The organism is Anaeromusa sp., assembly GCF_028691475.1.
GTDB lineage: Bacteria > Bacillota > Negativicutes > Anaeromusales > Anaeromusaceae > Anaeromusa.
This window is the reverse complement of the sequence record NZ_JAQUZF010000038.1, coordinates 1-21,400: the sequence shown is the minus strand read 5'-3', so window position 1 is coordinate 21,400 and position 21,400 is coordinate 1. Positions and strand designations below refer to the sequence as shown.

Genomic DNA, 21,400 nt, shown 5'->3' with positions numbered 1-21,400 from the left:
TACAGGGAGTAGAGGGAGGGTACGACTGAGGGTACGATTCGCACAGAGCAACAGAAGAAAAGTCATAGAAAAGTTATAGAAAATGAGCAAAAATAACAAAAGCGCCGGGCCTGGTATTTTTACCAGCACCTCGGCGCTTAATTTAATTTTTGGTTCACGAGCGGTTCAAGAGGACGGTTCTCACGAGTCAGCCCGAGGCAAATTGGTTCAGGAGAACCGTCCCCCTGAACCAAAAAACCTCCTGCGTACCCTCACGAGACTCCGATTCTCCTGTTCAAAAATCCCCGTGCCCTCCCTTTACTCACTTTACTCCTGTTTAATTCATTTACTCAGACTTTTCTTTGGTTTCTTTTTTGCCGCCGCGGCTTACCCAGATATCTCCTAGTTCAAAAGGCATTTCGCCCACAGCCTGTCGCACTTCCGGCAACACTTCCCGGAAAGCTTCCGCGCCCTCTTCGCCTTCAAAACGCAGCCGTACATCCAGCGCCTTTTCGTCGTAATAGCGGAATACCACATCGACGGTCCCCATATTTTCCGTTTCCAGGCATACTCGCAACCAGGTTTCAAACTCGCCAGTATCCCGGCCTTGAGCGTCTTTCTGCTGCTGATGATACAGATGCCAATACATGGGATACGGCGTTCCTTGGGGATCAAAGAGCAAGGTGTTCGTAAACGTCAGCAGGCTGTGCTCTGTTTTGACGTCCGCCTCCCATACAGAGGGACGCTGCAAGGAGGAAGTCAATTCACGGACCACATCGGCCGACTTTCGTTGCGCCTGCGCAGGAAGCTCGTTCCATTCGCCAGCTTCCATGGTTTTTAAGAGCACCCAAAATTTCGGCAAATCCGGCAAATTGCTTTTCAACGCCGTCTGAGCCACATCCGGCGGCACCTGCGCACCGAATTGGCGCACGGCCCGCTCCAACAGCAAGGTTTGCGCCGGGTCTCCCTGCACCTTAGCCTGCCATTGTTGCAGCAGCTGCGTTAACTCGCCTTCCGCTTGCCCTTGGCGACTGGCCAATTGACTGATCAAAGCCAAGAGCCGTTGCGCCGTCTGCGCTGCGCCATCTGCGCCTCCGGCTGGCGCCTGCGCTCCGGCTTGGCGTAAAAACAAAAGAGTTTGACTTTGAGGGGCTTCTTCGGACAACTGGGTAAACAAGTTCCCCATGTTGCGCAGTTGTTCTGCCGATCCATCCTGGGCTAAAATCTGTTGCACCAAGCGGGCCACTTCCGGAGGCAGCAGCTTAACCATGCGCCCCATGGCCGCTAAAGAGCGGTTGCTGTTCCCCTCCAGCCAATCCGCCGCCTCATTTAGCAGGTTGGCCATGCGAGCCGCCTCGCCGCTGTTGCCCAGCCGCTGCTGCAAGGAAGACAGTTCCTTCGGAACATCCGCTGTATTCGCGCTTCCTTCCCCCAACAAAACCGCCCACTGCCGCAGCACATCCGGCAGTCCTTGCTGCCGCGCCAGCGACCATACGCTCTGTTGCGCACTTGCCGGCAAAAACTGCACCAACCCAAAGAGCTCGCCCAAATCCGGCGTTTCTCCCTGCGCCCCGCCGTTCAGCCAAGCGGCAAGCTGCCGAAAGGTTTCGCCGGACGCTTTGAACTCCTGTCGATTCAAGCCCGCCGTCGCACCGCTTTCAACCGTCTTCAGCAAGGCCCACAAACGAGTACCTTCCAGCACTTGCCCTTGCACTCCAGCGCTCTGCAATTCCTCCGGCAATTGACTTTGAAATGCCTGAACCAGTTGCTGCAACACCGCTTTAGCACCTTCGCTCACAGCAGGCCTTGCAGCTCCAACAACATGGCCTCCCGTCGCCTGCACACCATTCTCTTGAAGCGAAGCTCTCACAACGGCAAGCAGCGCTTCATTGCTTTGCGCCATTTGCCTTAAAGCAGAACTTGCCGCTGCAGCCGTCATTAAAGGAGCACCTGCTTTCACCATTTGAGCTCCATTTTCGTCCAGTGTTTTAATTGTTAGCGGCTGTACTAATTGTGTCAATTCACTAACCAGGGACAGCCTGTTTTGAAACAATTGGGCCAATTGCTGTAAGCTAGCTTTACCGCCTTCAGCAGTTGAAAAAAGAAACATTTTCCTAACCGCATCCGGCAACGCTTCATTGCTCTTCCCCTGCTGCGAAAGGGCTTTCAAAGCCAATAGCAGCGCTTCATCGCTTTGCGCCAAATTCTTTGTCTGCGCCATAGTTGCTGTAGCTGATGATATTAGGGAAGATCCGCCCCCATTATTCTCCATTATTTTGACTGTCAACTGTTGCATCAGCGGTGTTATTTCCTTGTCTAGCTGCACCTGTTTTTGAAATGCCTGGACTAACTGCCGCACGATTGTCTTGAATTCCTCATTAGCAGGCATATGAACCATCATATTACTGCTTTCCAACAATTTAACTGTCAATCGCTGCAGCAAAGGCAGCATTTCCTTATCCATCGCCGCTTGTTGTTGAATATACCCAGTGAGTTGACGCACGATCTCCTTAAGCTCACCACCGGCATCAGCCCCACTCACATTCGCGGCAATAGCCTCCTGCAGCGCCGCACCAATACCTTCTTCTTGCGTCAGCGCTTTCATCACTGCCAGCAGCGCTTCGTTGCTTTGCGCCATTTGCTTTAACGCGTCCGTTGCCGCTGCAGCCGATGTAATGGGCGCTCCTATTTCCGGAGCACTTCCTGCACCTCCATTTCCCCTAAGCATTTTAGCAGTCAGTTGCTGCAACAGCTGCGTTAATTCTTTATCCAGCGGCCCCTGCCGCCCATTAATATCTTGAACCAAAGAAGCCAGCTTCGCCGCCAGATCTCCCGGCGAGGAGGGCAAGGTTTCCTTAAAAGCGCTCACCAAACGGTCTACCAGCTGCTTGATGGCTTCGCCGCCTTCTTCTTTAAGCGCCGCGCCTTCACTCAGCGCATCCGCCAAACGAGACAATAAATCCGCCGCCTGCCGGGGCGACGTCAGCATGGCGTTGATTCCTTCGGGAACAACTTTCTGCACCTGCGTATACTGTTCCAAGATGGCTTCCACCGCCTTGCGTACTTCCACCGGCAGCTCAGACACATCCTGCAATTGTTCCTGCATAACGCCTTGCAACCGCTGTAACGCCGCCTTCATTTCCCCGTCCGCCTGCATATCCACGCCGTCAGCGCCTACTTTAACACCGCTCCCCTGCAGCGCTGCGGCGGCCTTGGCAGGCAGCGCGTCCGTATTTCCTTTGACCTGAGGCAGCCAATGCTGCATCAGCCCTTGCAAATTGCGAATTTCCATGGAAATCTCTCTCTTTCCTACGACCTGCTGCAAACCATGCATACTATTTCATGAACTATATCGTACAAAAAAGGGCAAAGCCTAAACCGGCTTTGCCCTTTCTTACCATAATCACCTTATAGTTTTGAAAAATCCAAGGTAGCAAAATAATCCTCTAAGGTTTCCGCCCGACGGATCAGTTCGGTTGTACCGTCCGCCTTCAGAAGAATTTCTGCGGAACGCAGCTTGCCATTATAGTTGAAGCCCATGGCATGTCCATGCGCCCCGGCGTCGTGAATCACCACAATATCGCCGATATCTATCTGCGGCAACGCCCGGTCAATGGCGAACTTATCATTGTTTTCGCACAGTGAGCCTGTTACGTCATACACATGGTCCAACGGCTGCTGCTCCTTGCCCACCACCGTAATATGATGGTAGGAACCGTATAAGGCGGGACGCATCAGGTTGGCCATGCAAGAATCCAAGCCCACATAGTTTTTGTAGGTTTCTTTCTTATGCAGCACCTTCGACACCAAATAACCGTAAGGTCCGGCAATCATGCGGCCGCATTCCAAGGCCAGTTTCAGCGGCGCAAGACCGGCGGGCACGATAATTTCCTCGTACAGCTTGCGAATACCAGCGCCGACATATTCCAAATCCACTTGGTTGTCTTCCGGGCGATACGGAACGCCGATACCGCCGCCAAAGTTGATCATTTCAATGCGAATCCCCAGGGTCTCGTAGATTTCCTTGACCAAGGTCATCATCATCCGGGCGGTCTCAATGAAGTAGTCCGGATTCAGTTCATTGGAAATAACCATGGTGTGAATGCCAAAACGTTTAACACCTTTGTCGCGCACAATACGGTAGGCTTCAAATAACTGCTCCTTGGTCAAGCCGTATTTCGCGTCTTCCGGCTTGCCTATAATCGTATTTCCTGCACGAGCGCTGCCCGGATTGTAACGGAAAGACAGCAGTTCCGGCAGGCCGACATGCTTCTCCAAATATTCGATATGGCTGATGTCATCCAAATTGATGATCGCGCCCAGCTCGACGGCTTTTGCATATTCCTCCGCCGGCGTATCGTTAGATGAAAACATAATGTTTTCGCCGATAATACCTACTTTTTCCGCCAATATCAATTCGGCGGCAGAGCTGCAATCTGCACCCAGCCCTTCTTCTTTCAAGATCTTCAGCAAAAACGGATTCGGCGTCGCTTTGACGGCAAAATACTCTTTAAAATCAGGGGCCCAAGAAAACGCCGCCAAGAGACGCTTTACATTCGCGCGAATGGCCGCTTCGTCATACAAATGAAAAGGGGTAGGATATTTTTGCAGCATTTCGTCCAGCTGCGCCTGGGAAAATGGTAGTTTTTTCTCTGCCATTACTATATAACCTCCTGAACCTGGTCGTAACACCATGTTTTCTTATTTTTTCATATCAGTTAACTTTCATTATAACAAAAATCATCCTCAGCTGAAAGACATTTTCAACAACCGCTTAAACTAAAATGAACCGCCTAAGCGGTTCATTCCCTTACTTGTTCCAAAGTCCTTTTTTACCCTCACGCGCTTGACGCTGCGCTTGCACAAATCGCTCCTGATATTTGACATTCGGCTGGATGGTCATCACCTGGGCATACCCTTCTTGCACCAGCACCTCGTTAAACATCTTGCCGTCTTCGGTGTACACGTAGCGCAGCAACCGACCGTACTTGTCCGTATCGCCGGCATCCTTTTCTAAATACACGGTTTTGCCTGTAAGCATCTTCTTCGTATACTCGCTGGCCTCCTTGCCGTAGGCTTCCACCGGCGAATTAGGCTTCACTGTTTCCGGCGTATTAACGCCAATCAAACGCACCCGTTTGTCGTTGGCTAAGAGCAGCGTATCGCCGTCAACGACTCGCTTCACCACCGCTTTTTCATATTTAGAAGCATCAAAGCCTCCTGTTGTTGCTCCATTGCCGCCGCAAGCCGTTAAGAACAAACAAACCGGCAAAAGCAACAGCCAAATCCATCCTTTTCGCATCAAGACGCCTCCCCGAACTTACTTTCGCCTATTATAGCACAAACCATAGATTTTGCGCAAAAGGTTGCCATTTTTACGTACAGACAAGGCTATGCCTCAAACTGAAAGGAGTTGATTTTCAATGTTCATTTGCTTAGACCCCGGCCATAGCGGCCCTGCCGAGCCTGGCGCTTGTTTCCACAACCTGCACGAGGCAGACCTCACCTTGGCCATCGCCCTGCAAACCGCCAAAGAGCTGCGTCAAAGAGGCGCCTCTGTCTGTCTTACTCGTACGGAAGACATCGACGATGACGGTCTGACCTGGCGCGCAGCGCTAGCTAACGAAGCCGGCTGCGACGCCTTTCTTTCCATTCATTGCAACGCCGCCGAAGATGATACGGCCCGCGGCATTGAAAGCTACTATTATCCTGGCTCCGCGCCAGGACTCCGCATGGCCGGTTCGGTGCAAAACGAGCTAAACGGGCTCCACTACTCCCTGGACCGCGGCGTCAAAGACGCCTTTTTCACGGTACTGGCCGCTACCTCTATGCCCGCAGTCCTTGTAGAATGCGGCTTCATTACGCAATACCAGGACCGGCAGATCCTGTGCGATCCTTCTTGGCAGCACGCCATTGGTCAAGCATTAGCTCGCAGTTTGCTCAACGTCTCTTTTTGAAGAAATATTGAACAAGAGTGACGGCACGTGATGTGCCTAAGGTCGGTTGCGCCAAGGATGGCATGGCAACCGACGTCTGCTGGCATAATCGGAGGATGCGATTGAGGGTTACGGGATATTTTTTTGAACAAGAGTAAAAGGAGTAGATGGAGGGCTACGAAATACAATAAATAAACCCCAGGCAAACCAGAAATACCTTCTGGTTTACCTGGGGTTTATTTGTGTTCTTCCAGCATGCGCCTCAGCTCTGGCACGCTGAGAAAGCGCGGGTTGGCAGCGGAATTATAAACAAAGCCAGCCGGCACCGCTCTGCCGCTCTCGCCCTGGGAATTCACAGCATATACAGAGTCTGCGACCAGCGCCGCGGGAGGCCGAAGCAAGTAATACCCGGGAAATTCCAGCACCAAGTGCGCCTCGTCCTCCGACCACATGGCTTCATGCAGCTTTTCTCCCGGACGCAGGCCGATGATTTCCGGCTCTCTCCCTGGCAAAAAGGCCTCCGCCAATTGCACAATGCGGCAGGACGGAACTTTAGGAATAAAAATTTCTCCGCCTCTCATGTGACTGAATGCCTCCAGCATAGCTTCCACGCCCTCAGCCGGGGTCAGCCAAAAGCGCGTCATTTCCAGATGCGTAACAGGCAGACGTGTGCAGCCCTCCGCAAGAAGCCTACGAAACAGAGGTACTACCGAGCCCCGCGAGGCGGCCATATTGCCGTAGCGCACCACGGAAAACTGCGTCACCTGTCCTTCTATGCTCTTGTTAGCCGCCACAAACAGCTTGTCCGAAACTAACTTTGTCGCACCGTAAAAGCTAGTAGGATTTGCCGCCTTATCGGAGGAAAGGTCTATCACTTTCTTTACTTGGTTGGCGATCGTTGCGGCAATGATGTGCTGGGCGCCTAAAATATTCGTCTTTACAAATTCCGACGGATTGTATTCCGCAGTCGGCACTTGCTTAAGCGCCGCTGCATGCACCACATAATCTACTCCCTGCAACGCCTGGTGCAGGCGTCCCTCGTCCCGCACGTCGCCAATAAAGTAACGCATACAGCGTTGCGGAAAATCCCGCTGCATTTCTGATTGTTTCAGTTCGTCCCTGGAAAAGACAATCACCCGCCGAGGCTGGTAGCGGCTCAAAATCGTCCGCACCAGTTGCCTGCCAAAGGTACCCGTGCCGCCGGTAATCAACAAAGAGGCCTCGTTAAACACGCTCCCACCTCGTCTCCGCGCCGTATTTCCGCTGCAGGACCGCGCCCTTCACTGCAGCACGACATCCGGGAATTGCACCGCAATGTCCGCAAAACTATCGGCCGTCTCCAAAAAGGCCTCCACCACTACCGGATCAAATTGAGTTCCCGCCGCCGCTTTAATAATGCGCACCGCTTCCTCATGCGACGCCGGTTCTTTGTAAACACGGCGACTGACAATCGCGTCGTACACATCCGCCAACGCCATCAAACGCGCTGAAACAGGAATTCGTTCTCCCGCCAGCCCCTGCGGATAACCGTTGCCATCCCAGCGCTCATGATGATAGCAAGCCATTTCCTTGGCAAAACGCAAAAACGGCTCAGGCACTCCTAAAAACAACCCCGCTTCTTCAATACTTTTCCGCCCCGCCTGGGCATGTCGTTTAACCAAAGAAAATTCAGCAGAAGTTAATTTTCCCTGTTTGCCTAAAACCGACTCTGGAATAGTCAGCTTGCCTATATCATGGAGCAGCGCCGATTTAGAAAGCAAAAAAATACTGTCGAGGGTCAGCTCCTTGGCAAAGAACGCTTTGGCATACAAATTGGTGGCCAAAGCTCGCACATATCGGCTTGTGCGCTGCAAATGCGCGCCAGTTTCATAATCCCTGCTTTCCGTCAACAACGCCACAGCCATCATGGATACATCCTGCAGCAGTCCCAGCCCCTGGAGCCGTTCTTCCACTTGCGCTTCCAAATAAGAATTACGCTCACGCAGCTCCTCCTGCGCTTGCTTCAAGGCCATATACAGCTCACTGCGGGCCAGCAGCAGTGAGGCCGGACTGCTCTTGTCAATAAAATCACAACCCCCTCGCGCCAACCCTTCCGTTCCGTCCGCCAGTTCGCCGGATTCCAGCAAAAAAACTACCGGAACACTCTGCAAGATCGCTTCTTTTTTCAATAACGCACAAGCCTCGTAACCATTCAGTCCCGGCATAGTCACATCCAATAAAATCAGATCCGGACGCTTTAATTTAGCATATTCCAGCGCTTCTGTCCCATTAGCCGCCGCCACAACAAAATACTGCGCTTCCAGATGCTTCGCCAGCTGCAGCCTCCATTCCACCGCATCATCCACAACCATTACTACCAGCTTGCTTCGTTTCATTTCCACGCCTCCTCTGAACAAACCCTTTCGAGAATAAACGACAGAAAATTCTAATATTATTTTCTACATATTTTCCCAATTCCCTTTCGACTAAAAAAAGAAAACCCGCTGACGCAGTCCTTTAGAAGAGAACGTCACACAGAGTAACAGGGGGATGCAGAGAAAGGCCAGAGGAGTAAAGCGAGGGATCAACGAGGCTGCGGCGGCCGCAATTGTATTTGAGACTTTTATTGGAGCAAGACGGTCCGCAGGACGTAAACACAGGGTAAGGCGAATGACATTTTCGACTGTTTGAGCACAACGAGTTAAGAAAAAAACCTGCAGCAATGCCGCAGGCTCTTCCTTTACTTAAGTTCCGTCTTGCCGGCGCTTGGGGCCGACGTATTCTTGGCTCCAGTTGTCGTTTTTCCACTGCTGCCGTTCTTGGCTTTACTTGCACTAGAACTATTCTTACTCTCAAAACTAGCCTGCCGTTCCGAAGCCGGCCCTCGTTGCACTACCGCTGGCGGAGAGGCAACCCGAACCTCTCTGGGAACCGATTGTTTATACTCATTCGCCAGATTTTCCGTCTCCCGTCGATATCGCTCATCCATGGAAATTCCTTGAATGCGCGCCACTTTAGCCCGCAGTTCCGCCACATCAGGCAGCCAATAGCTTACATCCTGTATCCAAATGGGCGTACCTGTCACCCACTCCGTCTCCAGCCCCGCCTTCACCGCTTCATTGATAGTCGGCAGCAACTGCAGCATTTTAGCAGTTGGCATGTCGGTTTTTATGACCGAAGAAAACTCCTTGATCAATTCTGGCAGCTTGCTGAGCACTTGCGGGCTGGCCACCTCTTGAAAAAGCGCCTTTAGGAATTTCTGCTGCCGTGCTACCCGCCCAATATCGCCTTCCTCATCTCTATAGCGCACATATTCTATCGCCGTACGCCCGTTCAATTTCTGCACGCCCGGATAGAGGTCAATTTCCAGACCGCCATCGTCATCATAGGGGTCGGAATAGCGCATCCGTTTATCCACGTCGATCGTAATGCCGCCCACAGCGTCAACCATGCGCATGAAACCGCGAAAGTTAACGCTCACCGTATAATCAATCGGAATACCCAATAAATTTTCTATGGTTGTTTTAGACAAGGGCGCCCCGCCAAAAGCAAAGGCATGGTTTACCTTGTCCCAGCCATGTCCGGCAATCTTCACCCGTGAGTCCCTGGGAATCGAAAGCATGGTCGCCTTTTTAGCGTCATTATCAATGGTTACTACAAAGCTTGTATCCGAGCGACCCGCATCATCTCCCCGCTCGTCAACGCCAAGGACCAAAATGTTCACTTTTCCTCTCAACGGCGTCAGAACCTTGGCCATAGGCTGATCTTTCTCATTAAGCAACGCCAAACAAGCCGCCCCGGCTGATACCGCCAGCAGCAACACCGCCACTATAACAATCCACAGCTTACTCACGTGTTTCTTCTTTTTTTTAGAAAGTCTGGAAAGCCGCGAAAGTCCTTCTCGTCCATTTGTTTCCATCGCTAGTTCCTTCCTAGGCAAGTTTTACTACATCATAGACTCTTAGCGCCTTTGCTTAGGATAGTACTTTGAACAGGGTTTCGTCAAACGAAAGTTGCAATGGCAACAAATTTCTTTTTTAAAGAACGCCTTTGCCTCTTCGGGAACGGTTTTAAAATCGCTGCATCTCCAATGGACGAAAACGCAAACAAAGACTGTCTCCCGGCGCAAAATTCGTCCCGCCATGCAGCGGCAGGCGAGCCTTCCAAAGCAAGTCCCCCGCCCGCACTAGAACGCAGCAAGCGCCAATACCAGGCAGCACTCGTTCCACCTCCCCCTCCAACAAAGCCCAATCTTCTCCTAAAGTTGCTTCCTCTCCCGTTGCCAGTTGCAGCCCGTCCCCAGGCAAACAGCAAAAAGACGGCGACGCCCCCGCAAACCCGTCACAAGGGATAGAAAACGTTTCCGAAAGGCGCAGCAGCTGCTGATCACCGACCATTTCCAAGGTGCAGGGAAACAGATTGTCCATGTCAACCAGGCGGGCCACCTTTTCGTTTACCGGCCGCCGCAGCAGCCTTTCCGGCTCGTCGTCCTGAAGAATCCGCCCTTCCAAAAGCGCTACCGCCCGATCTGCAAAATACAAAACATCGCTAAAATGATGACTTACCAAAAGCACAGCCATGTTTTTTTGCTTCGCCAACTGCCGCAGTTCCTCCAGCAAAGCGCTGCGGGTCGCCACATCCAACGCCGCAAAGGGCTCGTCCAGCAGCAGCAGCTCCGGCTCCGTCACCAACGCCCGCGCCAGACATACCCGCTGCCCCTCGCCGCCGGACAAGCACTTAGCCTGCCGTTCCGCCAGATGAGCGCAGCCAAAGACAGCCAGCGCCTGCGCCACTCTTGTTTGTATTTCTCCGGCCGCCATGCCGCGAAAACGCAGCGGCATGGCCACATTAGCAAAAACGCTGCCTTCCAGCAGCAGCGTTTCCTGAAAAACCATAGCCGTGCGCCGCCGCAGCGCACGCGCTTTGCCAGTTGTAGCGCTTTCCCCAAAGAGGCGTATTTGCCCCGCATACGGCTGCAAAAGATTAATCGTCTGCAGCAGCGTACTTTTACCGGCGCCATTAGGGCCCACCAGAGCCGCCAATTCGCCCTGTTTCATAGCAAAGGAGTCGATCTGCAGCACCGGTTCCTTGCCGCCTCGATACACCGCAACCTCATTCATAGCCAAAATTTCCGTCATTTCCGTTCACTCTTCCTCTTGTGCTGCAGCCAGGTCAGCATGAAAACTACGCCAAAAGCGCCCAAGAGCAAAATCAAGCTGAAAGCGATCGCCGTATCGTAGTTGCCCTTGCCTACTTCCATCACCGTCGCGGTGGTCAAAACCCGGGTTTGGCCCTTGATATTCCCCCCCACCATCATGGACGCGCCCACTTCGGAGATGACTCGGCCAAAGCCGGCCATGACCGCCGCCAAGAGTCCCAAGCGAGCTTCCCTAATGAGCAGCCGGCTAGCCTGCCAGGGAGTCGCCCCGAGCGAAAGCAGCTGCAGCCGCAGCTTGGGATTCACACTCAAAACGGCGGCAAAACTAAGACCGCCCACAATAGGCGTCGCAATAATTGTCTGGGCGATCATCATCGCCGCCGGTGTATACATCAGTTCCCATTCTCCCAGCGGCCCGTAACGCCACAAACAGAGACTGACGAATAGGCCCACCACCACCGGCGGCAGGCCCATGCCGAAATTCACCAGCGCACTGCACAGCTGCTTGCCGCGAAAATCCCGCAAAGCCAGCCACACCCCCAGAGGAATGCCTAAAAGCACGCTGCATAAGGTGGCGACGCCGGACACTTGGATGGTCATAGCCGCCACCGCCGCCACTTCGCCATCTCCCGCCAACAGCCAAGAAAGCGCCTGTGTTATTCCCTCGCCAACCATGCTGACGGCCTACAGCCCAAAGTCTTTTTCGGTTTTGCCGCCATCGGCAAAGAACAACGGCTGACCGTACTTATCCTTGCCAAACGCGGCAATCAAAGCCTGTCCCTCCGACGAGAGCAAAAATTCGCGGAAGGCTTTCGCGCCCGCTTGATTGGCTTTAGCAAATTTTTCGCTATTAACTTCCATAACGTGATAAATGTTTAGCAGCTTGGCATCGCCTTCCACCAGAATCTCCAGCTTGATGTTTTTCTTTTGCGCCAAATACGTAGCCCTGTCTGTGAGGGTATAACCCGCTTTTTCGTCCGCAATCTTCAGCGTCTGTCCCATACCAGCGCCGGCTTCTTGATACCAAGGAGCGGCCGGTTTAAGAGCGGCGGTCTTCCACAATCCTACTTCCATTTTGTGCGTTCCCGAATCATCGCCACGAGAAACAAAGACGGCTTTCGCCTCGGCGATCGCCTGCAGCGCTTCTTGGGTTGTCTTGGCTTTTATCTTAGCTGCGTCAGCAGCCGGACCGACCAAAACAAAGTCATTGTGCATGACCAGCTGGCGATTAACCGCCGCGCCGCTGGCTACTACCTTTTTCTCAGCAGCCGGAGCGTGCACCAGCAGTACATCGGCTTCGCCTTTTTCTCCTAACGCTAACGCCTGCCCTGTACCTACGGCTACGGTTTTTACTTTATAGCCGGTTTTCTTTTCAAACACCGGCAGCAGCACATCCAGCAAGCCGCTGTCTTGGGTGCTGGTAGTGGTGGCCAAAATGATGTTGGGATTCGCCGGTTTGGGCGGCGCTTGCGGCGCGGCCGTGTCTTTACCGCCACAGCCGGCGGCAACTAAAATCAGCGTCAATAAACCAAACAGAAAAAATAAATTTTTACGCATCACACAATTCCTCCTTGAGGCATACGAATTTTTTCAAACTCCAGCTGTTCCATATCAAAATAAAGAATTTCATTCCTTAGGATCCGCCCCGTACCTGTCAGCAGCTTCACCGTCTCCTGGGCTTGCAAAGCCGCCGCCATCGCCGGCGTCGCCGCCGGATTGCCCAGCTCCGCTTCTACCCCTTGCGCCGGCGCTTTTTGCGTCAAAAAGACCGCCAAGTACGTATCTTCCGGAAAAAGGACCGCCACCTGGCCGGTAAAACCGGCAATCGCTCCGTGCACCACAGGAATGCCCAGCGCCCCGGCGGCCTGAAAGAGCATGCTTCGATCCCGCAGACTATCTAAGGCGTCTACGACAACGTCCGCTCCTGCCAACAAGGCTTGGGCCGTAGTCGTCGTCAGCATCTGCGCCACCGCCGTCACTTCCACTTCCGGGTTGACCGCAGCAAGGCGTCTCGCCGCTTCTTGGGCTTTGCTGCGCCCCAAATTTTCAGTAGTACATAAAATTTGCCGGTTCAAATTGTGCGCCGCGAAATTGTCGCCGTCAATCACTACTAACTGGCCCACACCCTGTCGGGCCAGGCATTCCAGCACATAGCCCCCCAGGCCGCCAGCACCCACGACGACCACCTTCGCCTGCAGCAAGCGCAGCTGTCCCGCAAGACCAATCGTGCCGAGATTGCGCAAGTACCGCTCCGGCATGCGCCCGGCTTTGATTTCTGCCAAAGACGCCTCTTTCGCCATTCAACCGCCTCCTACCGGCGGAAACAGCCCTACCCGGTCCCGCTCCTTCAAGACGTGCGTTCCATCTACGCCGACGCCGTTGACCATGCGCATATGCACCTTGGCGGCTTCGATACCGAGACGCTCCGCCAAGGAATCTACCGTAGTACCCTCTGGACAGTTGGCGCTAAATACGCCTGCCACCGCATCTGCTGGCGCAAAGGCCCGCAAGGTGGCAAACAGTCGAACTTCTAGTTGCACAGCCCCTCCTCCTTTGCTCCTTAATCCATTTTGCGCAGCCCCAGCATCACCCGATACGGTCCGGGCGTTCCCGGCGGCAGCAAGGCCACCCGATCCCCCGGTCGAATTCGGGCCTCCCCGGGGGAGACCGCCTTGCCATTAATCATGAACGCCTCTACCTGTGCCGCCTCAATTTCCAGTTTAGCCAAAAGCGCAACGCCGGTAATCTCCTCCGTCAAGGCCAACCGCAGCGGATTCTCCCACTGCCGCGTCTTGACTAGTTCGGATAACGCCATAAAGAAGCGGACTTCAATCAATCCTTCCATACGCTTCCCTCCTTCGCCGCAGCCACTATGCTCACTTATGTCTGCTCAACCATTTCCCTGGCCAAGAATGTCGCCGGAACCGCTTAGGTCATAGCCGCCCAAGGCCTCCACGTCCGCCCGGAACTCCTGCGAACGCAGCACCTCCAGCAGCAGCTCCAGGCGTTCATCGCAGGGTTCAAAATTGAGCAGCAAGTCGTATTGCTCCGCCGCTACCGGCAAAAATTCCAACCCCAGCGCCCTAGCCGCCGCCAAGACTCCCAAGCCAACATCCACTGTGCCGGACGCAACCGAAGCGGCCACCGTCATATGGGTGCCGACTTCTTTTTCATAGCCATTAATATCCGCCCCGGAAAGCCCCAGCTTTTTCAATTCATAATCAAGGAGCATGCGCGTGCCGGAACCGCGCTGACGATTAACAAAGGTAATTCCCGGCCGTGTCAAACAGCGGAGGTCCTGGATCGCCTTGGGATTTCCCGGCGCCACCATCAGCCCCTGCTGGCGCATAGCCAAATGCACCAGCAGCCAGGGGCGAGCCGGCAAATATGCCCGTACCTGCTCCAGATTGTATTGTCCGGTAGCCTCGCTCAATAAATGAATGCCCGCCAAATGCGCTTCGTTGTTGCGAATGGCCAGCAAGCCGCCCGTGCTGCCTACATTGGCGCAAGACAAATGAATCTCTTTTTTGCGCCGCCGCAAGTGAATGCCCAGCAGCTCCAGGGACAAATCATGACTGCCCACAGCCAGCAAACTATGGGCTGCATTGCCGCCCCGCAGTCTGCGCACAGCCGCCGTCGAGCCGGCATTAAGACCGGCGCTGCCTTCGGGAACGCGAATCAACCCTTGCGCCCGGGTCAGCGAGGAAATCAAGCCCGCTCCCCGACCTAGAGGCGCTGCTACCATGCGGCCTTGCACCTGTCCCAACGAAACGCGGACATACTCTTCTACCCCCACCGTAGACGCCAAGGGACGCACCACCACAGCCTCTTCTTCCGGCGCCTCAGCGCAGGAAAGCTTTTGCCGCTCTGCGAGAGCTTCCTTGACAAACATTTCCGCCGTCAACATCGCTGAAACGGGGTAGCCAGGCAGTCCGACTACCGGCTTGCCTGCGCAAATTGCCAGCACCACCGGTTTACCCGGCTTAATGGCCACGCCATGCACCAAGACCTCCCCTAGACGGCTGAGCACATCAAAAGTAAAATCCTCCGTGCCGGCGGAAGTGCCTGCATTGACAAGGACCATGTCGTGACGCCGCAGCGCTTCTTGGACCGCCGCCTCCAACGCCTCTTGCTGATCCTTGATAATGCCGTAACGCGTAGGCTCGCCGCCCCATTGGCGCACTGCCGCCGCCAGCATATGCGAATTAACGTCAAGAATGCTGCCTGGCTTCAGCTCCCGGCGGCTGGCAACCAGTTCATCCCCCGTAGGCAAAATCGCCACCTTCGGCTTTAAAATCACCGGCACCGTTTCCAGCCCCGCCGCCCACAAAGCCGCTATATCCACCGGCGAAATAACCTGACGCTCCGCTACCACAAGCTCATTAGCTACAATATCCTCGCCGATAATGCGAACATGCTGCCACGGAGAAGCGGCGGCGATAATTTCCGCTTCTCCCGCTGCAAAATGCACTTCTTCCACCATGATGACGGCATTGGTTCCCTCCGGCAGCACATCTCCTGTATCGACCACATAACAGCCGCCTTTGCTAAAAGGATGATCCTTAGACAGCAAAGTCAGCTTTACCGGCGCCGTTTCCTGCGCCTGAAAGGTATCCGCCGCCCGCACCGCAATGCCATCCATGGCGGCGCTGTTATAATGCGGCACCGACTGCGCCGCATATACCGAAGCCGCCGCCACCCTTCCTAAGGCTTCGTCTAGGGCCACCTCTTCCACCGGCAGTTGGTCAAAAAAACCGCAGGCAGCCAAACGCTCCCGCCACAAGACTTGAGCCTGTTCTCTTGTGCGGCAGTCTAAATAGGCCTTGCTTTTCCCCACCTCTCATGCGCCCCTTTCCGCCCCAGCCGTCACCGGCTGGATCATTACAGGGTCTCCTTGATACAAGCCGCTCTTGGCCGCCGGAATATGCAGCACCCCGTCAGCCTGGGCCAACACGCCGATAAGTCCGGACTTGCCTAAAATAGGCTCCGCCACATAGCCCCCGTCTTGCGCTAGGAGGCGTACGCTGATAAAATCGTCCCGCCCCGGGGCGGAAGCCAGATTGCGCGACAGCACCGCCGGCACACCGCGGGCTGCAGCAGCTTGGCGTTCGCCGCCCAAGCGCCGCACCGCAGGCGCCACTAATTGCCCGCACACCATAAAGGCGGCCACAGGGTGCCCTGGAAGGCCAAAAACAGGCACATCCTGGGCCATGGCGAAAATCGTCGGTTTCCCCGGCTTAATGGCCAGGCCGTGAAATAAAATTCCTGGTTGGGCCATGGCCTGCAAGGCCGGTACGGTAAAATCCTTGGCCCCTACCGAGCTGCCGCCGGAAATGAGCACCAGTTGGCATGTTGCCGCCGCCTGCGTCAGACCTTCGCAAAAACGTTCATAGCTGTCCTTAATAATGCCGAAGCGCTCCACTTCACAGCCCCAGCCACTTAAAAGCGCGCTAAGAGCGTAAGAATTCACATCGCGCACCTGGCCGCCAGCCGGTTGCACCCCAATATCCACCAGCTCGTCGCCGCTGGAAATCAAACCCACTTTGAGGCGTTTGCGCACCAGCACCTCCTGGCAGCCGCACGCTGCCAAAAGGCCGATATGCCGCGCGTCAAGGCGCACTCCTTTTTCCACAAGCACCTCGCCGCAAGCCACGTCCTCTCCTTGGGTCAGCACGTTCTCATTGGGCGCCGCCTTTTTTTGCACTAGCAACGTCCGCCCGTCGGGCTGTTCGGCATATTCTAGCATCACTACAGCATCCGCCCCCACCGGCAACATGCCCCCGGTGGGAATGGCCGCCGCTTGCCCCGGTTCCAGAGCAAAGCCCGCTTCTCGGCCCATATGTATTTCTCCCGCCACTTCCAATAAGGCAGCCGCAGCCTCGCTGGCGCCAAAAGTGTCGGCGCTGCGCACGGCATAGCCGTCAACGGTAGAGCGGGCAAAGGGAGGCAAATCCTCTTGCGCCAGGATATCCGCCGCCGTAACGCGTCCTGTCGCCGCCAACAGCTCCACGGCTTCTTCTTCCGCCACGGTCGTCAAGGCCTGGGCAACCACTTCCTGCGCCTTTTGCCAATCCAGACATGCTAAAAACTCCATCGTATCCCTCATTTCCCTTGCCAAGACAAACTTGAAAACAGGCCTGGCCGGAACCTATCCGGCCAGGCTGCTTTTCTTTTCATTTAAAAATCAAAAACCTTGTTCAGCTCTTCCTTGGGCACGTCAAAAACCACCTCATGGGGCGGCAATTTTTCCGTGCGGAAGAAATCCGGCACATCATCAGAGCCTTCGGCAATACCGGCTTGCTTATTGAAATGCCGTTCGTCCCGCAGTACCTGCTTGCCCATTTCCAGATAGTCCTCGACACTCTTGTTCCAGCCGTAGCGGGCGTTGCACATTTCCACAATGCCTTCCAAACCGGCAGGAATATCCAAAATGGCAAAGGCCACAAACAAGCACAGTCCTGTGCTGTCCACAAAGGCCGTGGCAATCTGCAAATTCCGCGACAAATCGACTTGGCCTTCCGCCACCAACGGATCCAGCTTGCCGCCGACATTCAGGATATTCGTAGCTACCGCATAGCCAGCAGTATGGTCTGCTCCCATAGGCGTTGTAGCGTACGTTACCCCTTGGCCTTTTACCGCACGCGGATCATACGCGGGAATGGCTTGGCCCTTCACCACAGGCACGCGGCGCATGCCGAATACCTTGCCCGTTACCGCCGCTCCGGCGCCAATAATCCGCCCGAGCGGCGTCGCCTGCCCCACTTCGTGAATCAGGGAAATGGCGGCTTTGCTGTCTCCTGCCGTGAAAAGGCCGGCTTCCATCAGCACGCCTAAGGCTACGCCGGTATCGATGGTATCCAGACCGTAATCGTCGCACAAGCGATTCATCAAAGCCACATCGTCCAAATTATTGATTCCTAAATTAGCGCCCATGGACCAAACGCTCTCATATTCAAAGCCGCCGGTAAGCACTTTGCCGTCTTTATCGTGATAAATCTGGGAACAGCGGATGACACAGCCCGGCGAGCAGCCATGCCCTACCTTGCCGCCCCGCGCTTTGATGGTCTCCGCCATGGTCTCGCCGCCAAGATCATTCGCGCCTTCAAAGCGTCCTTCGCTGAAGTTGCGTGTCGGCAAGCCCCCGGCTTCGCTCAAAATATTGACAAGCACGTCGGTGCCGTACGCCGGCAGCGCCTGGCTGGTAACGGGATGGGTCAACAAGGCATTGGCCAATTTTTTCGCACCGGCCCGATAGGCGTCTTCATCAGCATAGACAAGTTTCCCGGCACCGCTATCATCGGCCACAATGGCTTTAATGCCTTTGCTGCCCATAACCGCACCCAAGCCGCCCCGTCCTGCCTGACGGGTGGGAGCGCCTTCCATATCGGTAAAACCCACGCAGGCTGCGGCCATCCGCTTTTCTCCCGCCGTGCCGATACAGCCAATAGCCGTTTTCAGGCCGTACTTTTCTTGCAGCTTCGCTACGGTGTCATAAATATTCAGGCCTTTGAGCTCTGGCATCTCCACCAAGGATACGCCTGCGGCGGAAACTTGAATCACATAGGTTCCTTCCTGCGCCGGCAAGCCTTCCACAATAATGCCTCTAACACCCAGACGCCCCAGCTTCATACCCATGGTCCCGCCTACATTGCTCTCCTTGATACCGCCGGTCAAAGGGCTCTTAGCACCAAGAGACATGCGGCCGCCGTTAGGAGCGCCAGTGCCGGAAAGCAGACTCGTGACAAAAACCAGCTTGTTCTTCTCGCCCAAAGGATGCGCCGTCGGTTCCACTTCCTCTTCCACAAGGCGCGAACTCAAGGCGCGCCCCCCCAGCCCCGCATACTGTTCTCCTGCGTCTTCCTTAACCGACAAGTCCTTCATGTTAATTCGATAAAACATCCTTACACCGCCTTCTTTCCTTATTACACCTGATATTTTCACATTCTTTTTACAGCTGCCGCTTGCCCTTGGCACCGTCCACATTATCGGCTAACTCTCAACCGCCAATTTGATACATCTTGCGCGCGTTATCCGCGCCCCAGCCTTGCTGCATATAGTGCCTCTCCGGCTTAGCCAAAATAGCCTGACGAAAGAGCTCCGCTACTTCTTCGATCCCTGCCTGGCGGGAAAGGGCCGGTTTCAGATTCACCTCTTCCTTCCCAAACAAACAGCTCCGCAGCCGTCCATCAGCCGTCAACCGCAAACGATTGCAGGCCCCGCAAAAATGGTCGCTCATGGCGCTGATAAAGCCAACGGTCCCTTGACCGCCCCTCAGCTGATAGGTTTTGGCTGGACCGTTCCCCAACGGCGCTTCGCCTGCCACCAGCTCGTAACGAGCCGCCAGTCTTTCTTTCACTTCCTGCATAGACACAAAACGTTCTTCCCGGTAAAATTCCAAATTCCCCACAGGCATGCACTCAATAAAGCGCACATGAACAGGCATGGTTTTCGCCAAATACGCCAGCTCCATCACCTCCTGCTCGTTGATGCCCCTTAAAACAACGGTATTGATTTTCACCGGCCCAAAGCCTAGCTCCAGCGCCGCAGAAATAGCGTGCAATACACGCTGCAAGCCATCTGTGCCGGTAAGCTCTTTAAAAACGGCTGCGTTCAAAGTATCCAAGCTGAAGTTGACCCGCCGCAAGCCAGCTTGCTTGAGTTCCTGCGCCAGTTCTGCAAAGAGCATGCCATTTGTGGTAAGAGCCACGTCTTCAATATGCGGCGTAGCCGCTATCTGCCGGATCAGCTGCACCACGTTTTTGCGCACCAGCGGTTCGCCGCCTGTCAGGCGTACACTGTCAACGCCCACCATGGCCGCCGCCTGCACAACCCAGTGTATTTCTTCCAGCGTCAAAATATTGGCATGACCGAGATCAGGAACGCCGCTGGCAGGCATGCAATATTGGCAGCGCAAATTGCAGCGGTCTGTGACAGAAATACGCAGATAGTGAATGTTTCTTCCGTATGGATCAAGCAGGCTCCTCACCTCGTTTTCTATTTTCATTACTTCGTTGCTACCCTATTTCGCGGCGGCTGCGGCGGATTCCTTCTCCAAAATTTCCCTTGCAAGAAAAACCGCTCTGCTCTCTAAAAGACCAAAAACAAAATCCATTATTCTCAATTGCGTTTCTTGGCAACCTCCTGCGGTCTTCGAATGGCTCGCCACAACCGTTGGCCCACTTTATAGGCCACATAGGCCAGCGCCGCCGCAAACGCGACAAGCGAATGCCACGTAACATCCGCGGGATCATAGGTAATCATCCAGGCCAGCAAAATGCCTGCAAAGCTATATTCCGGCAAACCGAATTCTCGCTTCATTCTCTGTATCTGCGATTGTAGCGGCAGCATTTTTAGTTCCTTGCAATCACAGCCTGCCTCCCTTCCCTACTCTTCATTATAAAATAGAAAACCTTGTTTTACACTCTTAATTTACTGAAAATTCACTTCTTGTTTTTTATGGCCTTCACCTGTAAATTTACTGCTCTTTCTTAAAGGATGTGCTTATCTTTTTGTCGAATCATAACGATGTAAAAACAAACGCCTAATGAGCCAGGTAGTAGTTCCCCTCATGCACAATATAAGTACTTAGAAGGGAGGCTGTCACTATGACTCGTTCGGAAATGGACCTGCAAGCCTGGGCGGCCGGATACAATGCTGGTGCACAAGGCAAAGCCCCTGTAGAGGGCGCTTACGACAACTACAGCTTTCACTGCGGCTATGATGAGGGCGCAGCTGACAGAGCCCAAGCGGTAGACAGAGAAAAAGCCGTTCTTTCATTCATTGAAGAAACCTTTGAGCCAGATTTAATCAAAGTAGAAGATTTTGAGCTCTTCACCCACGGCAAACAAGTCATGGACCGAGAAGGCAAATTCATGCTGGTCTTCTTCGATTTGCTGGCCGACGATGTACAACAGTTGTTCCCGGATGAAGTTCTTCATTAATTTGAGAATGCGTGTAAAACGATAGGTTCTGAATGCGTGAAAAATCCGCGACTCCTTCTCGCCGAAGGTTGTCACGGATTTTTCACATTTCCTTCACCATTTGTACACAAAACCGCCAACCTCCTGTCATCTTTGCCGTCTATACTAAAGACATCAACCAAACAGGAGGGATTCAGATGATCAAGAAACGTTTAATCGCCACTTTGGCCACAGGAGCCATTTTAGCCTCAGCCGCTTTGGTTTCGGCCTCTCCCGCAGAACCTGGTCCAGGCGCTGGTCCAGGGTCCCGCATGGAACGCCCCTGCATGATGGACAGCGTAAACTGGACCGCCGAACAGCGTGCACAGTTCCAACAAGATATGCAAAAGCATCATGAAAAAATGATGGAGCTGCAAAAAGAATTCATC

19 protein-coding genes and 1 pseudogene are annotated in these 21,400 nt (G+C 54.1%); 3 read left to right on the top strand and 17 right to left on the bottom strand.

Annotated features, from left to right (window positions below; all coding sequences use genetic code 11):
• Nucleotides 1-325: 325 nt before the first annotated feature.
• From PHF27_RS07095 to PHF27_RS07085, 3 genes are all read right to left on the bottom strand, one after another.
• A complete protein-coding gene (locus tag PHF27_RS07095; RefSeq protein ID WP_300067700.1) occupies nucleotides 326-3,271 on the bottom strand; it encodes a hypothetical protein in 2,946 nt (981 codons plus the stop codon).
• A 116-nt stretch (nucleotides 3,272-3,387) separates the two neighbouring features.
• Complete coding sequence (locus PHF27_RS07090; RefSeq protein ID WP_300067697.1) at nucleotides 3,388-4,638, bottom strand: diaminopimelate decarboxylase; 1,251 nt, start codon at nucleotides 4,636-4,638, stop codon at nucleotides 3,388-3,390.
• A 151-nt stretch (nucleotides 4,639-4,789) separates the two neighbouring features.
• Nucleotides 4,790-5,281, bottom strand: a complete 492-nt coding sequence (locus PHF27_RS07085; RefSeq protein ID WP_300067694.1) for a thermonuclease family protein — start codon at nucleotides 5,279-5,281, stop codon at nucleotides 4,790-4,792.
• A gap of 121 nt (nucleotides 5,282-5,402) precedes the next feature.
• Here PHF27_RS07085 and PHF27_RS07080 point away from each other — a divergent pair, with 121 nt between their 5' ends.
• Nucleotides 5,403-5,936 carry an N-acetylmuramoyl-L-alanine amidase gene (locus PHF27_RS07080; RefSeq protein ID WP_300067691.1) on the top strand — a complete coding sequence of 178 codons (534 nt, stop codon included), beginning with the start codon at nucleotides 5,403-5,405 and terminating at the stop codon, nucleotides 5,934-5,936.
• 215 nt (nucleotides 5,937-6,151) lie between these two features.
• Here the strand turns inward: PHF27_RS07080 and pseB are convergent, their stop codons facing one another.
• From pseB to PHF27_RS07010, 14 genes are all read right to left on the bottom strand, one after another.
• Nucleotides 6,152-7,147 carry a UDP-N-acetylglucosamine 4,6-dehydratase (inverting) gene (gene pseB, locus PHF27_RS07075; RefSeq protein WP_300067689.1) on the bottom strand — a complete coding sequence of 332 codons (996 nt, stop codon included), beginning with the start codon at nucleotides 7,145-7,147 and terminating at the stop codon, nucleotides 6,152-6,154.
• A 48-nt stretch (nucleotides 7,148-7,195) separates the two neighbouring features.
• Nucleotides 7,196-8,290, bottom strand: coding sequence for an HD domain-containing phosphohydrolase (locus tag PHF27_RS07070; protein ID WP_300067687.1), 1,095 nt, complete (start codon nucleotides 8,288-8,290; stop codon nucleotides 7,196-7,198).
• Nucleotides 8,291-8,634: 344 nt separating this feature from the next.
• Entirely contained in the window at nucleotides 8,635-9,747 is a 1,113-nt protein-coding gene (locus PHF27_RS07065) for an LCP family protein (RefSeq protein ID WP_300067684.1), read from the bottom strand.
• A 217-nt stretch (nucleotides 9,748-9,964) separates the two neighbouring features.
• Nucleotides 9,965-11,032, bottom strand: a complete 1,068-nt coding sequence (locus PHF27_RS07060) for an ABC transporter ATP-binding protein (protein ID WP_300067681.1) — start codon at nucleotides 11,030-11,032, stop codon at nucleotides 9,965-9,967.
• On the bottom strand, nucleotides 11,029-11,727 hold the full coding sequence (locus PHF27_RS07055) for an ABC transporter permease (protein ID WP_300067679.1): 699 nt from the start codon (nucleotides 11,725-11,727) through the stop codon (nucleotides 11,029-11,031). The genes PHF27_RS07060 and PHF27_RS07055 overlap by 4 nt, the downstream gene beginning before the upstream one ends.
• 9 nt (nucleotides 11,728-11,736) lie before the next feature.
• Nucleotides 11,737-12,609 carry a substrate-binding domain-containing protein gene (locus PHF27_RS07050; protein ID WP_300067676.1) on the bottom strand — a complete coding sequence of 291 codons (873 nt, stop codon included), beginning with the start codon at nucleotides 12,607-12,609 and terminating at the stop codon, nucleotides 11,737-11,739.
• Nucleotides 12,609-13,352, bottom strand: a complete 744-nt coding sequence (locus PHF27_RS07045; RefSeq protein WP_300067674.1) for a HesA/MoeB/ThiF family protein — start codon at nucleotides 13,350-13,352, stop codon at nucleotides 12,609-12,611. Before PHF27_RS07045 ends, PHF27_RS07050 begins: the two co-directional genes overlap by 1 nt.
• A complete protein-coding gene (locus tag PHF27_RS07040; protein ID WP_300067672.1) occupies nucleotides 13,353-13,592 on the bottom strand; it encodes a MoaD/ThiS family protein in 240 nt (79 codons plus the stop codon). It abuts the gene before it with no gap.
• 20 nt (nucleotides 13,593-13,612) lie between these two features.
• Nucleotides 13,613-13,897 carry a MoaD/ThiS family protein gene (locus tag PHF27_RS07035; RefSeq protein ID WP_300067670.1) on the bottom strand — a complete coding sequence of 95 codons (285 nt, stop codon included), beginning with the start codon at nucleotides 13,895-13,897 and terminating at the stop codon, nucleotides 13,613-13,615.
• A gap of 45 nt (nucleotides 13,898-13,942) precedes the next feature.
• A complete protein-coding gene (locus tag PHF27_RS07030) occupies nucleotides 13,943-15,889 on the bottom strand; it encodes a molybdopterin biosynthesis protein (RefSeq protein ID WP_300067668.1) in 1,947 nt (648 codons plus the stop codon).
• A gap of 3 nt (nucleotides 15,890-15,892) precedes the next feature.
• Nucleotides 15,893-17,146 carry a gephyrin-like molybdotransferase Glp gene (glp, locus tag PHF27_RS07025; RefSeq protein WP_300067666.1) on the bottom strand — a complete coding sequence of 418 codons (1,254 nt, stop codon included), beginning with the start codon at nucleotides 17,144-17,146 and terminating at the stop codon, nucleotides 15,893-15,895.
• 83 nt (nucleotides 17,147-17,229) lie between these two features.
• Complete coding sequence (locus PHF27_RS07020; RefSeq protein ID WP_300067664.1) at nucleotides 17,230-18,951, bottom strand: aldehyde ferredoxin oxidoreductase C-terminal domain-containing protein; 1,722 nt, start codon at nucleotides 18,949-18,951, stop codon at nucleotides 17,230-17,232.
• A 97-nt stretch (nucleotides 18,952-19,048) separates the two neighbouring features.
• A complete protein-coding gene (moaA, locus tag PHF27_RS07015) occupies nucleotides 19,049-20,056 on the bottom strand; it encodes a GTP 3',8-cyclase MoaA (protein WP_300067662.1) in 1,008 nt (335 codons plus the stop codon).
• A 113-nt stretch (nucleotides 20,057-20,169) separates the two neighbouring features.
• Nucleotides 20,170-20,370: a hypothetical protein gene (locus PHF27_RS07010; protein ID WP_300067660.1), complete on the bottom strand. Its 201-nt coding sequence runs from the start codon at nucleotides 20,368-20,370 to the stop codon at nucleotides 20,170-20,172.
• Between the two features lie 287 nt (nucleotides 20,371-20,657).
• Here PHF27_RS07010 and PHF27_RS07005 point away from each other — a divergent pair, with 287 nt between their 5' ends.
• Both PHF27_RS07005 and PHF27_RS07000 read left to right on the top strand, forming a co-directional pair.
• Nucleotides 20,658-20,993 carry a hypothetical protein gene (locus tag PHF27_RS07005; RefSeq protein WP_300067657.1) on the top strand — a complete coding sequence of 112 codons (336 nt, stop codon included), beginning with the start codon at nucleotides 20,658-20,660 and terminating at the stop codon, nucleotides 20,991-20,993.
• A 176-nt stretch (nucleotides 20,994-21,169) separates the two neighbouring features.
• A pseudogene (locus tag PHF27_RS07000) lies at nucleotides 21,170-21,400 on the top strand (hypothetical protein); the annotation flags it as partial.

Bases quoted from the DNA above. Each gene is read 5' to 3' on its own strand.
- PHF27_RS07095 (WP_300067700.1), bottom strand. From the start codon at position 3,271: ATGGAAATTCGCAATTTGCAAGGGCTGATGCAGCATTGGCTGCCTCAG.
- PHF27_RS07090 (WP_300067697.1), bottom strand. From the start codon at position 4,638: ATGGCAGAGAAAAAACTACCATTTTCCCAGGCGCAGCTGGACGAAATG.
- PHF27_RS07085 (WP_300067694.1), bottom strand. From the start codon at position 5,281: ATGCGAAAAGGATGGATTTGGCTGTTGCTTTTGCCGGTTTGTTTGTTC.
- PHF27_RS07080 (WP_300067691.1), top strand. From the start codon at position 5,403: ATGTTCATTTGCTTAGACCCCGGCCATAGCGGCCCTGCCGAGCCTGGC.
- PHF27_RS07070 (WP_300067687.1), bottom strand. From the start codon at position 8,290: ATGAAACGAAGCAAGCTGGTAGTAATGGTTGTGGATGATGCGGTGGAA.
- PHF27_RS07060 (WP_300067681.1), bottom strand. From the start codon at position 11,032: ATGACGGAAATTTTGGCTATGAATGAGGTTGCGGTGTATCGAGGCGGC.
- PHF27_RS07055 (WP_300067679.1), bottom strand. From the start codon at position 11,727: ATGGTTGGCGAGGGAATAACACAGGCGCTTTCTTGGCTGTTGGCGGGA.
- PHF27_RS07050 (WP_300067676.1), bottom strand. From the start codon at position 12,609: ATGCGTAAAAATTTATTTTTTCTGTTTGGTTTATTGACGCTGATTTTA.
- PHF27_RS07045 (WP_300067674.1), bottom strand. From the start codon at position 13,352: ATGGCGAAAGAGGCGTCTTTGGCAGAAATCAAAGCCGGGCGCATGCCG.
- PHF27_RS07035 (WP_300067670.1), bottom strand. From the start codon at position 13,897: ATGGAAGGATTGATTGAAGTCCGCTTCTTTATGGCGTTATCCGAACTA.
- glp (WP_300067666.1), bottom strand. From the start codon at position 17,146: ATGGAGTTTTTAGCATGTCTGGATTGGCAAAAGGCGCAGGAAGTGGTT.
- PHF27_RS07020 (WP_300067664.1), bottom strand. From the start codon at position 18,951: ATGTTTTATCGAATTAACATGAAGGACTTGTCGGTTAAGGAAGACGCA.
- moaA (WP_300067662.1), bottom strand. From the start codon at position 20,056: ATGAAAATAGAAAACGAGGTGAGGAGCCTGCTTGATCCATACGGAAGA.
- PHF27_RS07010 (WP_300067660.1), bottom strand. From the start codon at position 20,370: ATGAAGCGAGAATTCGGTTTGCCGGAATATAGCTTTGCAGGCATTTTG.
- PHF27_RS07005 (WP_300067657.1), top strand. From the start codon at position 20,658: ATGACTCGTTCGGAAATGGACCTGCAAGCCTGGGCGGCCGGATACAAT.